Origin of the sequence: Bradyrhizobium monzae, from assembly GCF_021458635.1 — a bacterium.
In the GTDB taxonomy this organism is placed as follows: Bacteria; Pseudomonadota; Alphaproteobacteria; order Rhizobiales; family Xanthobacteraceae; genus Bradyrhizobium.
On the sequence record NZ_JAIRDQ010000003.1, the window covers coordinates 260,820 to 276,643 of the forward strand.

A 15,824-nucleotide genomic window follows, 5' to 3' on the forward strand; every position below is an offset into this window, starting at 1 on the left:
GAAACGGTAGATGGTACCTGCAGATTCCCGTCGGTCGCAGCCGGTCTATAGGGAGCGGCGCGGCATTTCAACCGCCTGGAGGGGCAAAATACCACAGGCCGGGGGCCGGCCGGGCCACACTCTATTATAGGCCGGATCCCCGCTCGGCTCCCGTCCCTTCCCGCCCATTGAGACCTCCCGCGTTTCATGGGAATACGGCGCCAAACCTGTCCTCGGGAGTGAGCCATGACCTACCGCGCGCCGATCTCTGACATGCTGCTGTCGCTCAACCATGGCGCCGGCCTCAAGGCCGCCGTGGAAGCCGGCCATTACGGCGATTTCGACGGCGACATCGTCACCGCCGTGCTGGAGGAAGCCGGCAAGTTCGCGACCGACGTGCTGGCGCCGCTCAACAAGGTCGGCGACGAGCACGGCATCAAGCTCGACGACGGCAAGGTCACGACCGCACCGGGCTGGCCGGATGCCTACAAGCGCTGGACCGAGGGCGGCTGGAACGCGGTCTCCGGGCCTGAGGATTTCGGCGGCCAGGGCCTGCCGCTCGCGATCAACGCCGCCTGCACCGAGATCTGGAGCGCCTCAAACCTCGCCTTCGGTCTCTGCCCGCTGCTGACGGCCTCCGCAATGGAGGCGCTGGAGGCACATGGCAGCGAGGAGCTGAAGACGATCTATCTCGAAAAGCTCGTCTCCGGCGAATGGACCGGCACGATGCAGCTCACCGAGCCGCAGGCCGGCTCCGACGTCGGAGCGCTGCGCACCCGCGCCGAAAAGCAGGCCGACGGCACCTATCGCATCAAGGGGACGAAGATCTTCATCACCTATGGCGAGCACGACATGACCGACAACATCGTGCATTTCGTGCTGGCGCGACTGCCGGACGCGCCGGCCGGCACCAAGGGGATCTCGCTGTTCCTGGTGCCGAAATTCATGGTCAATGCCGACGGCTCGCTCGGTGCGCGCAACGACATCTTCGCGAGCGGCGTCGAACACAAGCTCGGCATGCACGCCTCGCCCACCTGCACCATGACCATGGGCGACCATGGCGGCGCCATCGGCTTCCTGGTCGGCGAAGAGAACCAGGGCATGCGCTGCATGTTCACAATGATGAACCAGGCCCGCCTCGGCGTCGGCCTCGAGGGCGTCGGCGTCGCCGATCGCGCTTATCAGCAAGCGCTGGCCTACGCACAGGAGCGCAAGCAGGGCCGCGCCGTCGGCAAGAAAGGCGACGGGTCGGATGCAATCTTCGTACATCCCGACGTCAAGCGCATGCTGATGCGGATGCGGGCGCAGACCGCGGCCGCGCGCACCATCTGCTATGCGACCGCGGTCGCGATCGACGTCTCGACGCGCGCGAAGGACCCCAAGGTACGCGCCGATGCTGCCGCGCGCGCCGCGCTGCTGACACCCATGGCAAAAGGCTATTCCACCGATATCGGCAACGAGGTCGCCTATCTCGGCGTGCAGGTGCATGGCGGCATGGGTTTCATCGAGGAGACCGGCGCTGCGCAGCATTATCGCGATGCGCGCATCACCGCGATCTATGAGGGCACAAACGGCATCCAGGCGATCGACCTCGTCACGCGCAAGCTCGCGGCGAACGGCGGGGCATCGGTGTGGGCGCTGCTCGACGAGCTTTCGGCCACCGTCAAGCAAGTCGAAGCCTCGAACGATCCCGCTTTCGGCACCACCGGCGTGAAGTTGCGCCAGGCGCTGGAGGCGCTGACGCGAACGAGCAAATGGCTGCTGGAGCGCGTCGCCTCTGCGCCGAACGAGGCGCTCGCCGGCGCGACGCCGTATCTGCAGCAGTTCGGCTCGACGCTCGGCGGCTGCATGCTGGCCTCCGAGGCGCTCGCCGCCAAGGCCGACGGCAACACGGAGGCCGCGCGCTACGTCTCGCTCGCGCGCTTCTTCGCCGAGAACATCACCGTGCAGGCGGGCGCGCTCGAGCGCACCGTGACGGAGAGCGCGGAGTCGGTCGCCGCGGCGGATGCGGTGCTGTTGGGGTAAGCGAGGCCTGCGTAACCCGGATGGAGCGGAACACAATCCGGGCTACGAAGCCGCGACCTTCACCGTTTTTCCCGGCCGCCACAGCACGATGGCGGCCGCGACGACATCGAGCACCACGCACATCGCAAACGCCATGGTGTAATCGCCGCTCACACTGCGCACGAGACCGATGATGCCGGGGCCGAAGGCGCTGACGATGCCGCTGATCGACGTCCCCAGCCCCATCGCGGCCGCGAAAGCCGCGCTTCCGATCTCGCGCTGGATGATCAAAGGCGGGAACGTGATCATGTTGCCGATCGAAAAGCCATAGACGGCACAGCACAAGAGCAGCACGGTCGGGCTTTGGCTCTGCAGGAGAACCAGCAGCGCTGCCGCCTGGCTCATCATCGACGCCGCGCAGGCAAGCCGCGGATCGAGCCGGTCGACGAACAGGCCGAGCGACAGCCGTCCGACCACCGCCATCGCCGCCATGATGGTAACCGCGAGACCCGCACTGGCGCGGCCGATCAGCGGTTCGAGAAACGTCACCTGGTGGATGATGAAGCCCATCTGCGCCAGCAGCGCGATCGCGATCGGCAGCACCATGGTCCAGAATGACGCGTTGGCGAGCAGCTCCTTCCGCGAATGACCCGCGGCCTTGCCCCCGGAGACAGCTGCTGCATTCGGCGACGCGTCGACCGGCCAGCTGGTGAAAACGACGACCACCGGCAGCACCAGCACCACCATCACGATGGTGGCCGCCAGCATGGCCGAGCGGAAACCGATGCTGCTGCTCAGCGCCAACAAAACCGGAACGAGAATGATGCCGCCGAAGGTGGCGCCGTTGAAGGCGAGGCTGAGCGCGAGCCCGCGGCGCCGCGCGAACCAGGCGTTCAGCACGGTTGCGATCACGACCGAGCCCATGCCGGTCCAGCCGACCGACATCAGCGCATAGGCAAGATAGAGCTGCCAGGGCGCCTGCATGACTCCCAGCAGCGCGGTCGATGCGCCAAGCGCGGTCAGCCCGCACAGGATCAGCGCCCGCAGCCCGATGCGGGCGAGCAGATCGTCGGTGAAGATGACGAGGACGGAGGTCAGCAGGAACGAGAATGTGCTGGCCGCGGACACCAAGGTACCGGGCCAGCCATGGGCGCGCTGGAGCTCGGCGAGATAGACGCCCTGGCCGTAGAGACCAAAGCCGAACATGAAGAAGGCCATCAGGAAGCAGGCCAGCACCACGCGCCAGCCGCGGTAGTGAACCGAGGATTCGTCAGCGCCTGTTGCGGCAATCATCGATCAAGTGTCGACCTCATGGAACGAGACGGTTGATCGTGACGCACAACCACCGGTTTTTCAAATGAAACATTGTAGCCAATTGTTGCAACGCGCAAAACGCCGCAGTACATGTGACGCGCCACGGTTCCACTCGCGCCAACATCGGACGGGTGTCATGCAACCGCTCGCGGGAATCACCACCGAAATGGTTGAGCGGCAGGATTGGCACGCCTGCCGGATGATGTAGGCTCAGTATCGCAAGACTCGCCGATGGCAGGCGCCGCGGCGACCGCAGGGAGTGTTCATGGCGAACGGCAATATCGTCGTCACCGAAGAGCGTGGAACGCGCGTCATCACCCTGCGCCGCCCGGGCAAGAAAAATGCGATCACCCAGGACATGTATCGCGAGATGAGCCGCGCGATCGATACCGCGCAGAACAATCCCGACATCCGCTGCATGATCATCACCGGCGGCTCCGGCGTGTTCACGGCCGGCGACGACATCGACGACTTCATCAAGGCCGACGCGTCGCGTCCCGAGACGCTGTCGGACGGCGCCAAATTCCTGTATTCGCTGGCCCTCAACGTCAAACCGATCATCGCAGCCGTGGACGGCGCCTCGATCGGCATGGGCACCGTGATGCTGTTTCACTGCGACTACGTGCTCGCCTCCAACGCCGCGACCTTCTCGGCGCCTTACATCAATCTCGGGCTCGTGCCGGTCGGCGCCGCCAGCCTGCTGATGCCGAGCACCATGGGCTACCAGCGCGCCTTCGCCATGCTGGTGATGGGACGCAGCTTCACCGCCGCCGAGGCCCATGCCGCCGGCTTCGTCAACACCGTGGTGTCGCCAGGACATACCGAGGTCGAGGCCCGCAAGGTGGCGCGCGAGATCTGCCGGCTACCGGCCGAAGCGGTCGCAACCTCGCGCAAGCTGCTGCGTGCCCCGCCGGAAGAACTCACCCGCCGCATCGACCAGGAAGCCCATCTGTTCGGCGAGAAGTTGAAATCGGCCGAGGCCACGGCCGCGTTCAATGCGTTTGCCAACAGGAAGCGGCGGTAGGTACACCCTCGCTCGTCATTCCGGGGCGCCCGAAGCGCGAACCCGGAATCCATCGGGCGGCAAAGTTGGTGGATGAATGGATTCCGGGCTCGCGACTTCATCGCGCCCCGGAATGACGGATACAGAAACAAGCTTCGTGAAATCTTCGCGCGGAACGACTAATCTTGTTCCATGCGACATCTTCTCCGCCTGACCAGCTTCGCCCTCGCTCTCGCCGCCCTGCCCGCCGCGGCCCAGACCGCTGCGCCCGTCGAGCTGCGCATGCTCGCGATCAACGATTTCCACGGCAATCTCCGTCCGCCGCCGGGCGGCATCCGCATCAATGATCCCGAGGACAAGAGCAAGAAGGTGGCTGTCGCCGCCGGCGGCGCCGAATACATGGCGACGCTGGTCAAGCAATTGCGCGAGGGGCACAAGAACACCATCTTCGTCGCCGCCGGCGACCTGATCGGGGCGAGCCCGTTCCTGTCGGCGATGTTCCACGACGAGCCGTCGGTCGAGGCGCTCTCGATGATGGGGCTCGCGATCACCTCGGTCGGCAATCACGAATTCGACGAGGGCAAGACTGAGCTGCTCAGGATGCAGAACGGCGGCTGCCATCCGGAAGACGGATGCCAGGGACCACGTCCCTTCACCGGCGCAAAATTCCACTATCTTGCGGCCTCCACCATCGAGACCGCGACCGGCAAGAGCGTGTTGCCGCCCTACGAGATCAGGGAGTTCGAGGGCATCCCGGTTGCCTTCATCGGGCTGACCTTGAAGGAGACCGCCGGCATCGTCTCTCCGTCAGGCATAGCCGGGCTCGAATTCCGCGACGAGGCCGAGACGGTGAACGCGCTGGTGCCGCAACTGAAGGCGCAGGGCGTCGAGGCGATCGTGGTGCTGATCCACCAGGGCGGCGAGCCGAGCGGCGATTACAACGAATGCCCGGCGATAACGGGACCAATCGTCGACATCGTCAAGAAGTTCGACCGTGCGGTCGACGTCGTCGTCAGCGGCCACACCCACCGTGCCTATGTTTGCCAAATCGACGGCCGGCTGGTCACGAGCGGCGACAAGTACGGCACGCTGGTCACCGCGATCGACCTCAAGCTCGATCCGGCGACACGCGACATCGTCAGTGCCAGGGCCGAGAACGTTATCGTCGCCAACGCCTCGCTCGCCAAGGATCCCGAGCAGACTGCGCTGATCGACGCCTATGACAAGCTCTCGGCGCCGATTGCCAACCGGCCAGCCGGATCGGTGACCCAGACGCTGTCGCGCATCCCGAACGACACCGGCGAAAGTGCGCTCGGCGACGTCATCGCCGATGCACAGCTCGCCGCCACCAAAGACGCCAAGGATGGCAGCGCCGTCATCGCACTCACCAATCCCGGCGGCATCCGCACCGACATCATCCCGAAAGAGAATGGCGCGGTGTCCTACGGCGAACTGTTTGCGAGCCAGCCATTCCGCAACCGCCTCGTCACGATGACGCTGTCAGGCAGCCAGCTCAAGGACATGCTGGAGCAGCAATGGCTCGATCCGAAGCGGCCGCGGATCCTCCAGGTGTCGATCGGGTTCAGCTACAGCTGGGACGCATCAAAGCCGCTCGGCGAGCGCGTGATAGCCGACAAGATGACGCTCAATGGCAAGCCGATCGAGCCGGGTACCGGCTACCGCGTGACCGTCAACGATTACCTCGCCGTCGGCGGCGACGGTTTTACGGTCGCGAAACAGGGCGCTTCGCCGCAATATGGCGGCTATGACGCCGATGCGCTGTTTGCCTTCTTTAAGGCACATGGTCCGATCGGCCCGCTGCCGCAGACCCGCATCCTGCGCGTGAATTGATCCGGATCAAACTGGCGCGGAACGGGACAGCCCTTTGCCATTCGCGGTGGAACGCATAGATTGCGTTTTGCATTGCGTTTTGGCGCCGGATGCGCCAAGCGACGTCGAGAGTTCGTTCCCTGTGAGGCCGACCTGATGAGCACGCTTCTTCTTTCCCACAAGGCCTGCCTCGACCACGTCACGCCGCCCGGACACCCTGAAAGACCCGACCGCCTGCGCGCGGTGGAGGAAGCGCTGGCGGTTGAGCGCTTCCAGTTCCTGGCGCGCGACCTCGCGCCGGAGGGCGATCTCGATCTCGTCACGCTGTGCCACAACGAAGATTACGTCACCGAGCTGCGTCACATCGCGCCGACCAGCGGCCAGGTCTATATCGACGGCGACACCTCGATGTCTCCTGGCACGTGGGAAGCGGTGATGCGCGGCGTCGGCGGCGCGGTGGCGGCGACCGAAGCGGTAATGAACGGCGAGCATCGCAATGCGTTCGTCGCGGTGCGCCCGCCCGGCCATCACGCCGAGATCGGCAAACCGATGGGCTTCTGCTTCTTCGACAATGTCGCGATCGCCGCGCGTCATGCGCAACGCAAATACGGCATCAAGCGCGCGGCCATCGTCGATTTCGACGTGCATCACGGCAACGGCACCCAGGATATCTTCTGGTCGGACCCGACCGTGATGTACTGCTCGACGCACCAGATGCCGCTGTTTCCGGGCACCGGCGCCAAGGGCGAGCGCGGTGATCACGACACCATCGTCAACGCACCGCTCGCCTCCGAAGACGGCGGGCCGGAATTCCGCAGTGCGTTCGAGAATTTGATCCTGCCGCAACTCGAAAAATTCAGCCCTGAATTGCTCGTCATCTCCGCGGGCTTCGACGCGCATTACCGCGATCCGCTGGCCTCGCTGAATTTGCGTGCGGAGGACTATTCCTGGGTCACGCGCAAGCTGATGGACCTTGCCGACAAGTCCGCCGGGGGCCGCGTTGTTTCCGTGCTCGAAGGTGGCTACGATCTGCAAGGACTGAAAGAATCTGTTACGGCGCATGTCGGCGCCCTCATGGGCGCTTAGACAGACCCGCCACATTAAGCCCGCAAAACTCTGCTGTTTTACTCGATAAGCGAATCGGGCAATCGGAAACGGATATGGCCGAAAATACCCAAGTCGACGTCTCCCGGCTCACCTTCGAGCGCGCGATCGAGGAACTCGAAACGATCGTGAAGCGGCTCGAGGACGGCAAGGTGCCGCTCGAGGAATCCGTCTCGATCTACGAGCGCGGCGAAGCCCTGAAGCGCCGCTGCGAGGAACTGTTGCGTCAGGCCGAGGCGCGCGTCGACAAGATCACCACCGATGCCAGCGGCCAAGCCACCGGCACGGCGCCGCTCGACGTGCAGTAACGGACGCGGTCGCAAAGCTGCCCTTCGAGCATCGGCCGCCTGCATTATTTCGAGATCGCACGCCGTTATCTCCGCCCGCGGGGCCGGGGAGCCCGGCACCAGGATTGAAGAATTTTCTCGCCGACGCCGTTTGGCGCGGCGAATGCCGCTAAAATCCCTGCCTTTCGGCCCAAAATCCTGCCAAGGAACCGGGCAGAACTGGAACCTCCCCACCGGCGCCGCGATTAACCAAATTGGCCCGCCGGTTGCACCTGCATACCCGTAATCCGTCCGGCGGGTTGGCTTTGGCCCAAGCTTTGGTGTAAAGCTGCGCGGAGTGTGGCTTTTTGTTAGCTTTGACGTGGGGACCGATTTCCGACGACAAGCGCTTCAAATCGCTAATGAAATTGGCTTGGACGGACGAAGCCGATCTACGTGACAGGGATCACAGAGACTGAACCGGAGCGTACTTAAGCTCACCTAAGCTTGAAGACGGGGCTCTGCCCCATGCAGGTGGCTCCGACGGTTTAAGGACTCGCGCTGCGCCGACATTGTGCAAACCCATCGCGCACCGGAACGATCTTCCGGCGCTGACAAATTGGAAATCGCCGTGAACGCATACAGTAAAACGCCGCTTCTCGACACTATCCGGACACCGGATGACCTGCGCAAGCTCAAGGTCGAGCAGGTTCGCCAGGTCGCCGACGAGCTGCGTCAGGAGACCATCGATGCCGTCTCGGTGACCGGCGGTCACTTCGGCGCGGGCCTCGGCGTGGTCGAGCTCACCACCGCGATCCACTACGTCTTCGACACGCCGCGCGATCGGCTGATCTGGGACGTCGGCCATCAGGCCTATCCGCACAAGATCCTCACCGGACGCCGCGACCGCATCCGCACGCTGCGCACCGGCGGTGGTCTCTCCGGCTTCACCAAGCGCAGCGAGAGCGATTACGATCCGTTCGGCGCCGCGCATTCCTCGACCTCGATCTCTGCCGGTCTCGGCATGGCCGTCGCGCGCGACCTCGCCGGCGGCAAGAACAACGTTATCGCCGTGATCGGTGACGGTGCGATGTCGGCGGGCATGGCCTACGAGGCCATGAACAACGCGGGCGCCATGAACTCGCGCCTGATCGTCATCCTCAACGACAACGACATGTCGATTGCGCCGCCGGTCGGCGCCATGAGCGCCTATCTGTCGCGCCTGTACTCCGGCAAGACCTATCGCACGCTGCGCGATGCAGCCAAGCAGATCAACAAACGCCTGCCGAAGATCCTCGCCAATCGCGCCAACCGCGTCGAGGAATATTCCCGCGGCTTCATGATGGACGGCGGCACGCTGTTCGAGGAGCTCGGCTTCTATTACGTCGGTCCGATCGACGGCCATAACCTCGACCACCTCCTGCCGGTGCTGAAGAACGTGCGCGACATGGAGACCGGCCCGATCCTGGTCCACGTCGTGACGCAGAAGGGCAAGGGTTACGGCCCGGCGGAAGCGTCCGCCGACAAGTATCACGCCGTCGTCAAGTTCGACGTTGCGACCGGCACCCAGGCGAAAGCCAAGCCGAACGCGCCGGCCTACCAGAACGTGTTCGGCCAGAGCCTGGTCAAGGAAGCCCAGAAGGACGACAAGATCGTCGCCATCACCGCGGCGATGCCGTCCGGTACCGGCGTCGACATCTTCAACAAGGCCTTCCCCGATCGCACATTCGACGTCGGCATCGCCGAACAGCACGCGGTGACCTTCGCCGCCGGTCTTGCGACCGAAGGCTACAAGCCGTTCTGCGCGATCTACTCGACCTTCCTGCAGCGCGGCTACGACCAGATCGTCCATGACGTCGCGATCCAGAGCCTGCCCGTGCGCTTCGCCATCGACCGCGCCGGCCTCGTCGGCGCCGACGGCGCGACGCATGCCGGGTCGTTCGACAACGCCTATCTCGGCTGTCTGCCGAACATGGTGATCATGGCGGCGGCGGATGAAGCCGAGCTGGTGCACATGGTGGCGACCCAGGTTGCGATCGACGACCGTCCGAGCTCGCTGCGCTATCCGCGCGGCGAGGGCCGCGGCATCGAGATGCCCGAGGTCGGCGTTGCCCTCGAGATCGGCAAGGGCCGCATGATCCGCCAGGGCAACAAGATCGCCCTGCTCTCCTTCGGCACGCGTCTGGCCGAATGCGAGAAGGCGGCCGACGAGCTCGCCGCCCATGGCCTCTCGACCTCGATTGCCGATGCACGCTTCATGAAGCCGCTCGACACCGAGCTGGTGCTCAAGCTCGCCCGTGATCACGACGTCCTGATCACGGTGGAAGAAGGCGCGGTCGGCGGCTTCGGCTCGCATGTCGCGCAGTTCCTGACCGATCAGGGCGTGCTCGACACCGGCATGGTCAAGTTCCGCACGATGGTCCTGCCCGACGTGTTCCAGGATCATGACACGCCGAACGCGATGTACGCCCGCGCTGGTCTCGACGCCAAGGGCATCGTCGCCAAGGTGTTCGAGGCGCTCGGCAAGGACGTCAAGACCGAGACGGTCAAGCTCGCCTGAGCTGTCGCGGCAGACGCCGCCTTCTCACCTCTCCCGCTTGCGGGAGAGGTCGGATCGCACAAGCGATCCGGGTGAGGGCTCTCTCCTCATGGGGAGCGTCGCGTGCGGAGACACCCCCTCCCCAACCCTCCCCCGCAAGCGGGAGAGGGAGTAGAGCGCGCGCCGCGGCTCGCATCCGATCCAAACTTTCCGGCTTTGCTCCCATGAAAATCTATCTGGCAGGTCCCGATGTGTTCCTGCCGGATGCGGTCGAGATCGGCCGGCGGAAGGCCGCGATCTGCGCTGCTCACGGGCTCACCGGGCTCTATCCCCTCGACAACGCCATCGACCTCACCGCGCTTGATGCGTCGCGGCAGATCTTCTGCGGCAACGAGGCCATGATGGACGCGGCCGACGCCATCATCGCCAATCTCACCCCATTCCGCGGCGCCGGTGCCGATCCCGGTACCGTCTACGAGCTCGGTTACATGGCCGGCCGCCGCAAGTTTTGCCTGGCGTATTCCAACGATGGCACCACCTATGCCGACCGTGTCGGCCGCTGCATGCACGTCACCTCCGAGCCGGGACGGCTGGTCGACGCACAGGGGCTGACGGTCGAGGATTTCGGCCTCGTCGACAATCTCATGATGATCCATGCGCTCGATCTGCACGGGTGCCCGCTGGTGACGCCGGCAGAACCGCCGGTCGACGTCTGGCACGATCTCGCCGCGTTCGAGACTTGCGTCCGGATGGCAGCCGCGCGATTGATCGCACCATAGACGTTTCAATCCTCTCCGGAGAGATCATGCCCCCTGCCCGCAAGCGCGCGGATGTTCTGCTGGTCGAGCGCGGCCTGTTCGAGAGCCGGGCGCGGGCGCGCGCGGCGATCGAGGCCGGCCTCGTCACCGCTGACGACAAGCGGGTCGCAAAACCATCGGAGACGATCGCCGAGGACGCGGTGATCCAGGCCGAGCCTGCGCACCCTTACGTCTCGCGCGGCGGCGTCAAGCTCGCCGGCGCGCTGGAGCGCTACCCGATCGAGATCGAGGACCATGTCTGCCTCGACGTCGGCGCCTCCACCGGCGGCTTTACCGAGGTGCTGCTGGCGAACGGCGCCAGCCTGGTGTTCGCCATCGATGTCGGCACCAGCCAGCTGCATGCCTCGCTGCGCGATCATCCCAAGATCGTGTCGATGGAGGAGACCGATATCCGCAGCTATGACGGCAAGCGACTGCCGGCGCGGCCCGATGTCGTCGTCATCGACGTCAGTTTCATTTCACTGAAGACCGTGCTGCCCGTGGCGCTGTCGCTCGCGGCCGCGCCGATGAGCCTGCTGGCGCTGATCAAGCCGCAGTTCGAGGCCGATCGGAAGCACAACAAGAAGGGCATCATCCGCGACGCCACCGTGCACCAGGAGATCTGCGACGATATCGCGACCTTTGCCGCGTCGCTCGGCTGCACCGACATCGAGGTGTTTCCTTCCTCGATTGCGGGAGGAGACGGCAACATCGAATTCTTCATCGGCGCGCGCCGTGGTTGAACGCGTCACGATCGATCATGTCGGCCATCGCGGCGACGGCGTCTCGCTGACGACCGGGGACGCGGTGTACGTGCCCTACACGCTTGGCGGCGAGAGTGTCGAGGTCGACCATGTCGCGGGCCATCCCGACCGCCGCAAGTTGCTCGCGGTCGACGTCGCCAGCCCCGAGCGGATCGAACCGTTCTGTCCGCATTTCGGCATCTGCGGCGGCTGCGCCATCCAGCACTGGGCGGCCGAGCCCTATCACGCGTGGAAGCGCAGCATCGTGGTCGAGACGCTGGCGCAGGCCGGAATCGATTGCGAGGTGGCACCGCTGGTCGATGCCCATGGTGCCGGCCGCCGGCGCGTGACGCTGCACGGAAGGTTCGGCACGCATGACGTGCTCAAGGTCGGCTTCTCGGCGGCGAGCTCTCACGACGTGATCCCGATCCATCGCTGCCCGATCCTCGATCCCGCGCTTGAGGGTGCGCTCGACGCCGCCTGGGCGCTCGCCGAGCCGCTGACATCAAAAATGCCGGTGACGAAGCCGCTCGATATCCAGGTGACGGCGACGGCCAATGGCCTCGATGTCGACGTGCGCGGCTCCGGCCCGCTGCCGACGCGACTGGTCACGGCGCTGTCGCGCGTCGCCGAGCAGCATCGCCTGGCTCGGCTGACGCGGCATGGCGAACTGGTGCTGCAACGCCTGTCGCCAACGGTCAGGATGGGCCGTGCCGAAGTGACACTGCCGCCGGGCTCGTTCCTGCAGGCAACAGCAGCCGGGGAAGAGACGCTCGCTGCCCTCGTTGCCGAGCGTATCGGCAAGGCCAAGGAGGTTCTCGACCTCTTCTGTGGCGTCGGCCCGTTCGCGCTGAGGCTTGCGGAGAAGGCGCGTGTCACGGCGTACGACAACGACGCCGGCGCGATCGCCGCGCTCGCGAGGGCCGCGCGCACGCCGGGACTCAAGCCGATCAAGGCCGAGCCGCGCGACCTGTTCCGCCGTCCGCTGGTGCCGCCGGAGCTGCGCGATTTCGATGCCGTGGTGTTCGATCCGCCGCGCCAGGGCGGACAGGCGCAGGCGCTGAAACTCGCGGCGAGCAAGGTGCCGGTCGTGATCGCGGTGTCCTGTAACGTCGCCACCTTCGCTCGCGACGCGCGGCTGCTGATTGACGGTGGCTACAAGATCGGCGCGGTGGTCCCGGTCGACCAGTTCCGCCACACGCCGCATGTGGAGTTGGTCGCGCGGTTTACGCGATGAAGTCCTAGTGTCGTAGCTGGCCGAGCGCCGGCGACTCGCCGGGCAGCATGTCCGACCTGATATCGCTGTCCATGCGGCCCGAGCCTCGCTGGGTGAAACCGGCGCCGAACGACAGGCTGAGGTTCGACGTCGGTTTGAACTCGACACCGGCAAATCCGCCGTAGCCGGGCGCAGCACCGGAGGTCAGCGGCGCAACCGAACTGCCGATGCCGTTGCCATATTTCAGCGTATCGAAGCCGGCAAAGAACGTCACAGGCATGCCACCCGTGGTCTTCATGTTGTAGCCAAACTGCGAGCTGTCATAGGACAGCGCGCTGAAATTGCCGGCCAGACCTGCCTGGCTGAAACCGCTCGGACCGACATTGCCGCTCTGGCTTCCGACAAAGAAACCGGGGCGAAAACCATAGCCGTTGGCATCACCAGCATTGAAGCTTGGAAAGTTGCCGTAGCTGTCGGCGCTGCCGCCAAAGCCAAAGGCCCCGCCCGGAATCCAATACTGCAAGGGTGCGACCTGCGCCTGAGCGGGCGTTTCGCCAAGGCAAAACACGGCGAACAAAACTGCGAAACCACAGGAGCGTGCGAGGCTGGACATTCCGGCTACCGTCAAAAGCTCCTCAATTATACCCTCCGAACAGCGCGAATGCCAGCGGGGCAGCATCGGCTGCCGCGTCATCAAGTTCCAGGATTACGTCTTGCTGGCGCATTGAACCTCGCCGGCGCCTGATTGACCCACATAAAGGACGCGCAAGTTCAGGCCGCGGCTTTGACCGCGAAGGCCTGGCGCAGTCCTGCAGCGCGCAATTGCGCAGCCCCTTGAAAATGCCCAACGTTTGTATGGAGGCTGTCATGGAGGTCAATTCCGACAGGTTGAATGCCTTTATGGGAAAGATGATCACCGAGATCGGGGCGGCGATGAACGCATCGCTCGTCCTCCTGGGCGACAAGCTCGGCCTCTACCGCGCCCTCGCCGCCAAGGGACCGATGAGCTCGGCCGAGCTTGCAAAAGCCACCGGAACGGCGGAGCGGTACGTCCGTGAATGGCTGGCGAGCCAGGCAGCATCCGGCTACGTCGAATACGACGCCGGTTCGGGAAAGTTCTCGATGCTGCCTGAGCAGGCGATGGCGCTCGCCGACCAGGACAGCCCGGTGTTCCTTGGCGCGGTCGGCAACGTCATTGCCGCCGCCTTTCTCGACGAGCCGAAGATCACGGACGCGTTCAAGTCCGGGCAAGGCGTCGGCTGGAATCGGCGCAGCGAGTGCCTGTTCTGCGGCACGGCCCGCTTCTTCCGCACCGGCTACATGCATCATCTGGTGCAGGAGTGGCTGCCCGCGCTCGACGGTGTCGTGGACAAGCTGAAGCGCGGTGCCAAGGTCGCCGATGTCGGCTGCGGACACGGCGTCTCGACGCGGCTGATGGCGGAGGCGTTCCCGAATTCGCGCTTCTATGGCTTCGATTATCACGAGGGCTCGATCGAGGCCGCGCGCAAGGCGGCAGCCGAGGCCAGGCTCGGCGATCGCGTCAGCTTCGCGGTTCACTCGGCCAAGACTTATCCGGCCGAGGGCTACGATCTGGTCTGCTTCTTCGATTGCCTGCACGACATGGGCGATCCCGTTGGCGCCATCAGCCACGTGCGTCAGACCATGGCGAAGGACGGCACCTGCATGCTGGTCGAGCCGTTCGCGGGCGATCGTCTCGAAGACAATCTCAACCCGGTCGGCCGCGTCTATTACGCGGCGTCGACCATGATCTGCACGCCGGCCTCGCTCGATCAGGAGGTGGGCCTCGCGCTCGGAGCGCAAGCCGGCGAGGCAAGGCTGCGCAAGGTCGCCAGCGAAGGCGGATTGTCGCGCTTCCGCCGCGCCGCCGAGACGCCGTTCAACCTGATCCTGGAGGCACGGATCTGACCTCCATCACGCCGGGCGCGTGGACGCGGCGCGCGGCCTTGCCGATGTCGCAGCCTCGCCCGGCGCCATGTCGGTGGATTCGCGCCGCCTTGTTCAACGCCCACTTGCGTTGCGGCGCGAGCAAGGCAAGGATGTCCGGAAGCGCGGAACGACAACGTGCCGCCGCTGCCGCCAAATAGATGCATCCACGCCGTTCATGCCGCACGATCCCCTGCTCACGCGCCTGAAATCCGCCTTTGTCGAGGTGCCTGGCGTTGAGGCCATCGTGCTCGGCGGCTCGCGTGCGCGGGGCAGCGAGCACGCCGCATCCGACTACGATATCGGCCTTTATTTCAAGGCCGCGATTCCACCGGATGCCGAGCGGCTGCTGGCCGCTGCAAAAGAGATCGCCGACAATCCTGCCGCCACGGCCGTAACACCGGTCGGCGAATGGGGACCATGGATCGTCGGCGGTGCATGGCTGTCGGTGGATGGCCGCAAGGTCGATCTGCTCTATCGCAACGCCGACGCGGTCGAAGCTGTAATGGAATCCTGCCGCGCTGGCGTCGTCACCATGGACTACCAGCCCGGCCATCCGCACGGCTTCTGCTCGGCGATCTGGATGGGCGAGATCGCCTATTGCCAACCGCTGCACGATCCGCAAGCCCTCATCGCCAGGCTGAAGTCGATCGCGCTGCCCTATCCGCGGCCGCTGCGCGATGCTCTGATCCGTCGCTTCCAATGGGAGGTCCTGTTCGGCGTCGAAAATGCCGAACTTGCCATCGCGCGGGGCGAACAGACCCATATCGCTGGATGCGCTTACCGGTCGCTCGCTTGTGTTGCGCAGGTGCTGTGCGCGCTCAACGCGCGCTATCTCATCAACGAAAAGGGAGCGCTATTGGAAGCAGCGCGGCTACCACTGACGATTCCGCATTTGGACGAGGAAGCAAAGGAGGTCTGGCGGTTAATCGGCGATGGCGCCTCTGCACCCGCCTGCGATGTCCTGCGCGAGATCGACCGGCAATTGAAGGGGCTGACGCAATCATGCGGGATGCGGCCGTAAGCAGCTACGGCATCCTGAAGGACTTGTGGTCATAGATCCGCTCATTCGCGGGCAAAGCGCG

General features: G+C 65.0%; 14 protein-coding genes. 11 read left to right on the forward strand and 3 right to left on the reverse strand.

All coding sequences use genetic code 11. The features are described 5' to 3' along the window. Positions 1–225 precede the first annotated feature (225 nt). Positions 226–2,004: an acyl-CoA dehydrogenase gene (locus K3F49_RS14710; protein ID WP_234681661.1), complete on the forward strand. Its 1,779-nt coding sequence runs from the start codon at positions 226–228 to the stop codon at positions 2,002–2,004. Between the two features lie 42 nt (positions 2,005–2,046). Here K3F49_RS14710 and K3F49_RS14715 read toward each other — a convergent pair whose 3' ends face one another. Continuing rightward, on the reverse strand, positions 2,047–3,276 hold the full coding sequence (locus K3F49_RS14715) for an MFS transporter (protein ID WP_234681662.1): 1,230 nt from the start codon (positions 3,274–3,276) through the stop codon (positions 2,047–2,049). A 286-nt stretch (positions 3,277–3,562) separates the two neighbouring features. Here K3F49_RS14715 and K3F49_RS14720 point away from each other — a divergent pair, with 286 nt between their 5' ends. After that, positions 3,563–4,321, forward strand: a complete 759-nt coding sequence (locus K3F49_RS14720) for an enoyl-CoA hydratase-related protein (protein ID WP_234681663.1) — start codon at positions 3,563–3,565, stop codon at positions 4,319–4,321. Between the two features lie 15 nt (positions 4,322–4,336). On the opposite strand, the gene K3F49_RS14725 is transcribed toward K3F49_RS14720, so the two are convergent. Further along, on the reverse strand, positions 4,337–4,606 hold the full coding sequence (locus K3F49_RS14725; protein ID WP_234682004.1) for a hypothetical protein: 270 nt from the start codon (positions 4,604–4,606) through the stop codon (positions 4,337–4,339). On the opposite strand from K3F49_RS14725, the gene K3F49_RS14730 reads away from it, so the two are divergent. The 7 genes from K3F49_RS14730 to K3F49_RS14760 all read left to right on the forward strand — a co-directional run bounded on the left by K3F49_RS14730 (position 4,493) and on the right by K3F49_RS14760 (position 12,816). After that, complete coding sequence (locus tag K3F49_RS14730) at positions 4,493–6,151, forward strand: bifunctional metallophosphatase/5'-nucleotidase (RefSeq protein WP_234681664.1); 1,659 nt, start codon at positions 4,493–4,495, stop codon at positions 6,149–6,151. The two genes, K3F49_RS14725 and K3F49_RS14730, sit on opposite strands and share 114 nt — an antisense overlap. A gap of 135 nt (positions 6,152–6,286) precedes the next feature. Continuing rightward, on the forward strand, positions 6,287–7,216 hold the full coding sequence (locus K3F49_RS14735; protein ID WP_234681665.1) for a histone deacetylase family protein: 930 nt from the start codon (positions 6,287–6,289) through the stop codon (positions 7,214–7,216). 74 nt (positions 7,217–7,290) lie between these two features. Beyond that, positions 7,291–7,542: an exodeoxyribonuclease VII small subunit gene (locus K3F49_RS14740; protein ID WP_234681666.1), complete on the forward strand. Its 252-nt coding sequence runs from the start codon at positions 7,291–7,293 to the stop codon at positions 7,540–7,542. Between the two features lie 589 nt (positions 7,543–8,131). After that, a complete protein-coding gene (gene dxs, locus K3F49_RS14745) occupies positions 8,132–10,060 on the forward strand; it encodes a 1-deoxy-D-xylulose-5-phosphate synthase (RefSeq protein WP_234681667.1) in 1,929 nt (642 codons plus the stop codon). Between the two features lie 203 nt (positions 10,061–10,263). Beyond that, the gene (locus K3F49_RS14750; protein WP_234681668.1) at positions 10,264–10,818 is read left to right on the forward strand and encodes a nucleoside 2-deoxyribosyltransferase; all 555 of its coding nucleotides are present in this window, start codon (positions 10,264–10,266) and stop codon (positions 10,816–10,818) included. Positions 10,819–10,844: 26 nt separating this feature from the next. Beyond that, complete coding sequence (locus tag K3F49_RS14755; RefSeq protein WP_234681669.1) at positions 10,845–11,579, forward strand: TlyA family RNA methyltransferase; 735 nt, start codon at positions 10,845–10,847, stop codon at positions 11,577–11,579. After that, positions 11,572–12,816 (forward strand): class I SAM-dependent RNA methyltransferase, encoded by a 1,245-nt coding sequence (locus K3F49_RS14760; protein ID WP_234681670.1) that lies wholly within the window; start codon positions 11,572–11,574, stop codon positions 12,814–12,816. The genes K3F49_RS14755 and K3F49_RS14760 overlap by 8 nt, the downstream gene beginning before the upstream one ends. Before the next feature lie 4 nt (positions 12,817–12,820). Here the strand turns inward: K3F49_RS14760 and K3F49_RS14765 are convergent, their stop codons facing one another. Further along, positions 12,821–13,408, reverse strand: a complete 588-nt coding sequence (locus K3F49_RS14765) for a hypothetical protein (RefSeq protein WP_234681991.1) — start codon at positions 13,406–13,408, stop codon at positions 12,821–12,823. A 254-nt stretch (positions 13,409–13,662) separates the two neighbouring features. Between K3F49_RS14765 and K3F49_RS14770 the strand changes: the two genes are divergently transcribed. Then, on the forward strand, positions 13,663–14,721 hold the full coding sequence (locus K3F49_RS14770; RefSeq protein WP_234681671.1) for a class I SAM-dependent methyltransferase: 1,059 nt from the start codon (positions 13,663–13,665) through the stop codon (positions 14,719–14,721). Between the two features lie 196 nt (positions 14,722–14,917). Next, positions 14,918–15,763, forward strand: coding sequence for a nucleotidyltransferase domain-containing protein (locus tag K3F49_RS14775; RefSeq protein ID WP_234681672.1), 846 nt, complete (start codon positions 14,918–14,920; stop codon positions 15,761–15,763). The last annotated feature ends 61 nt before the right edge of the window (positions 15,764–15,824 follow it).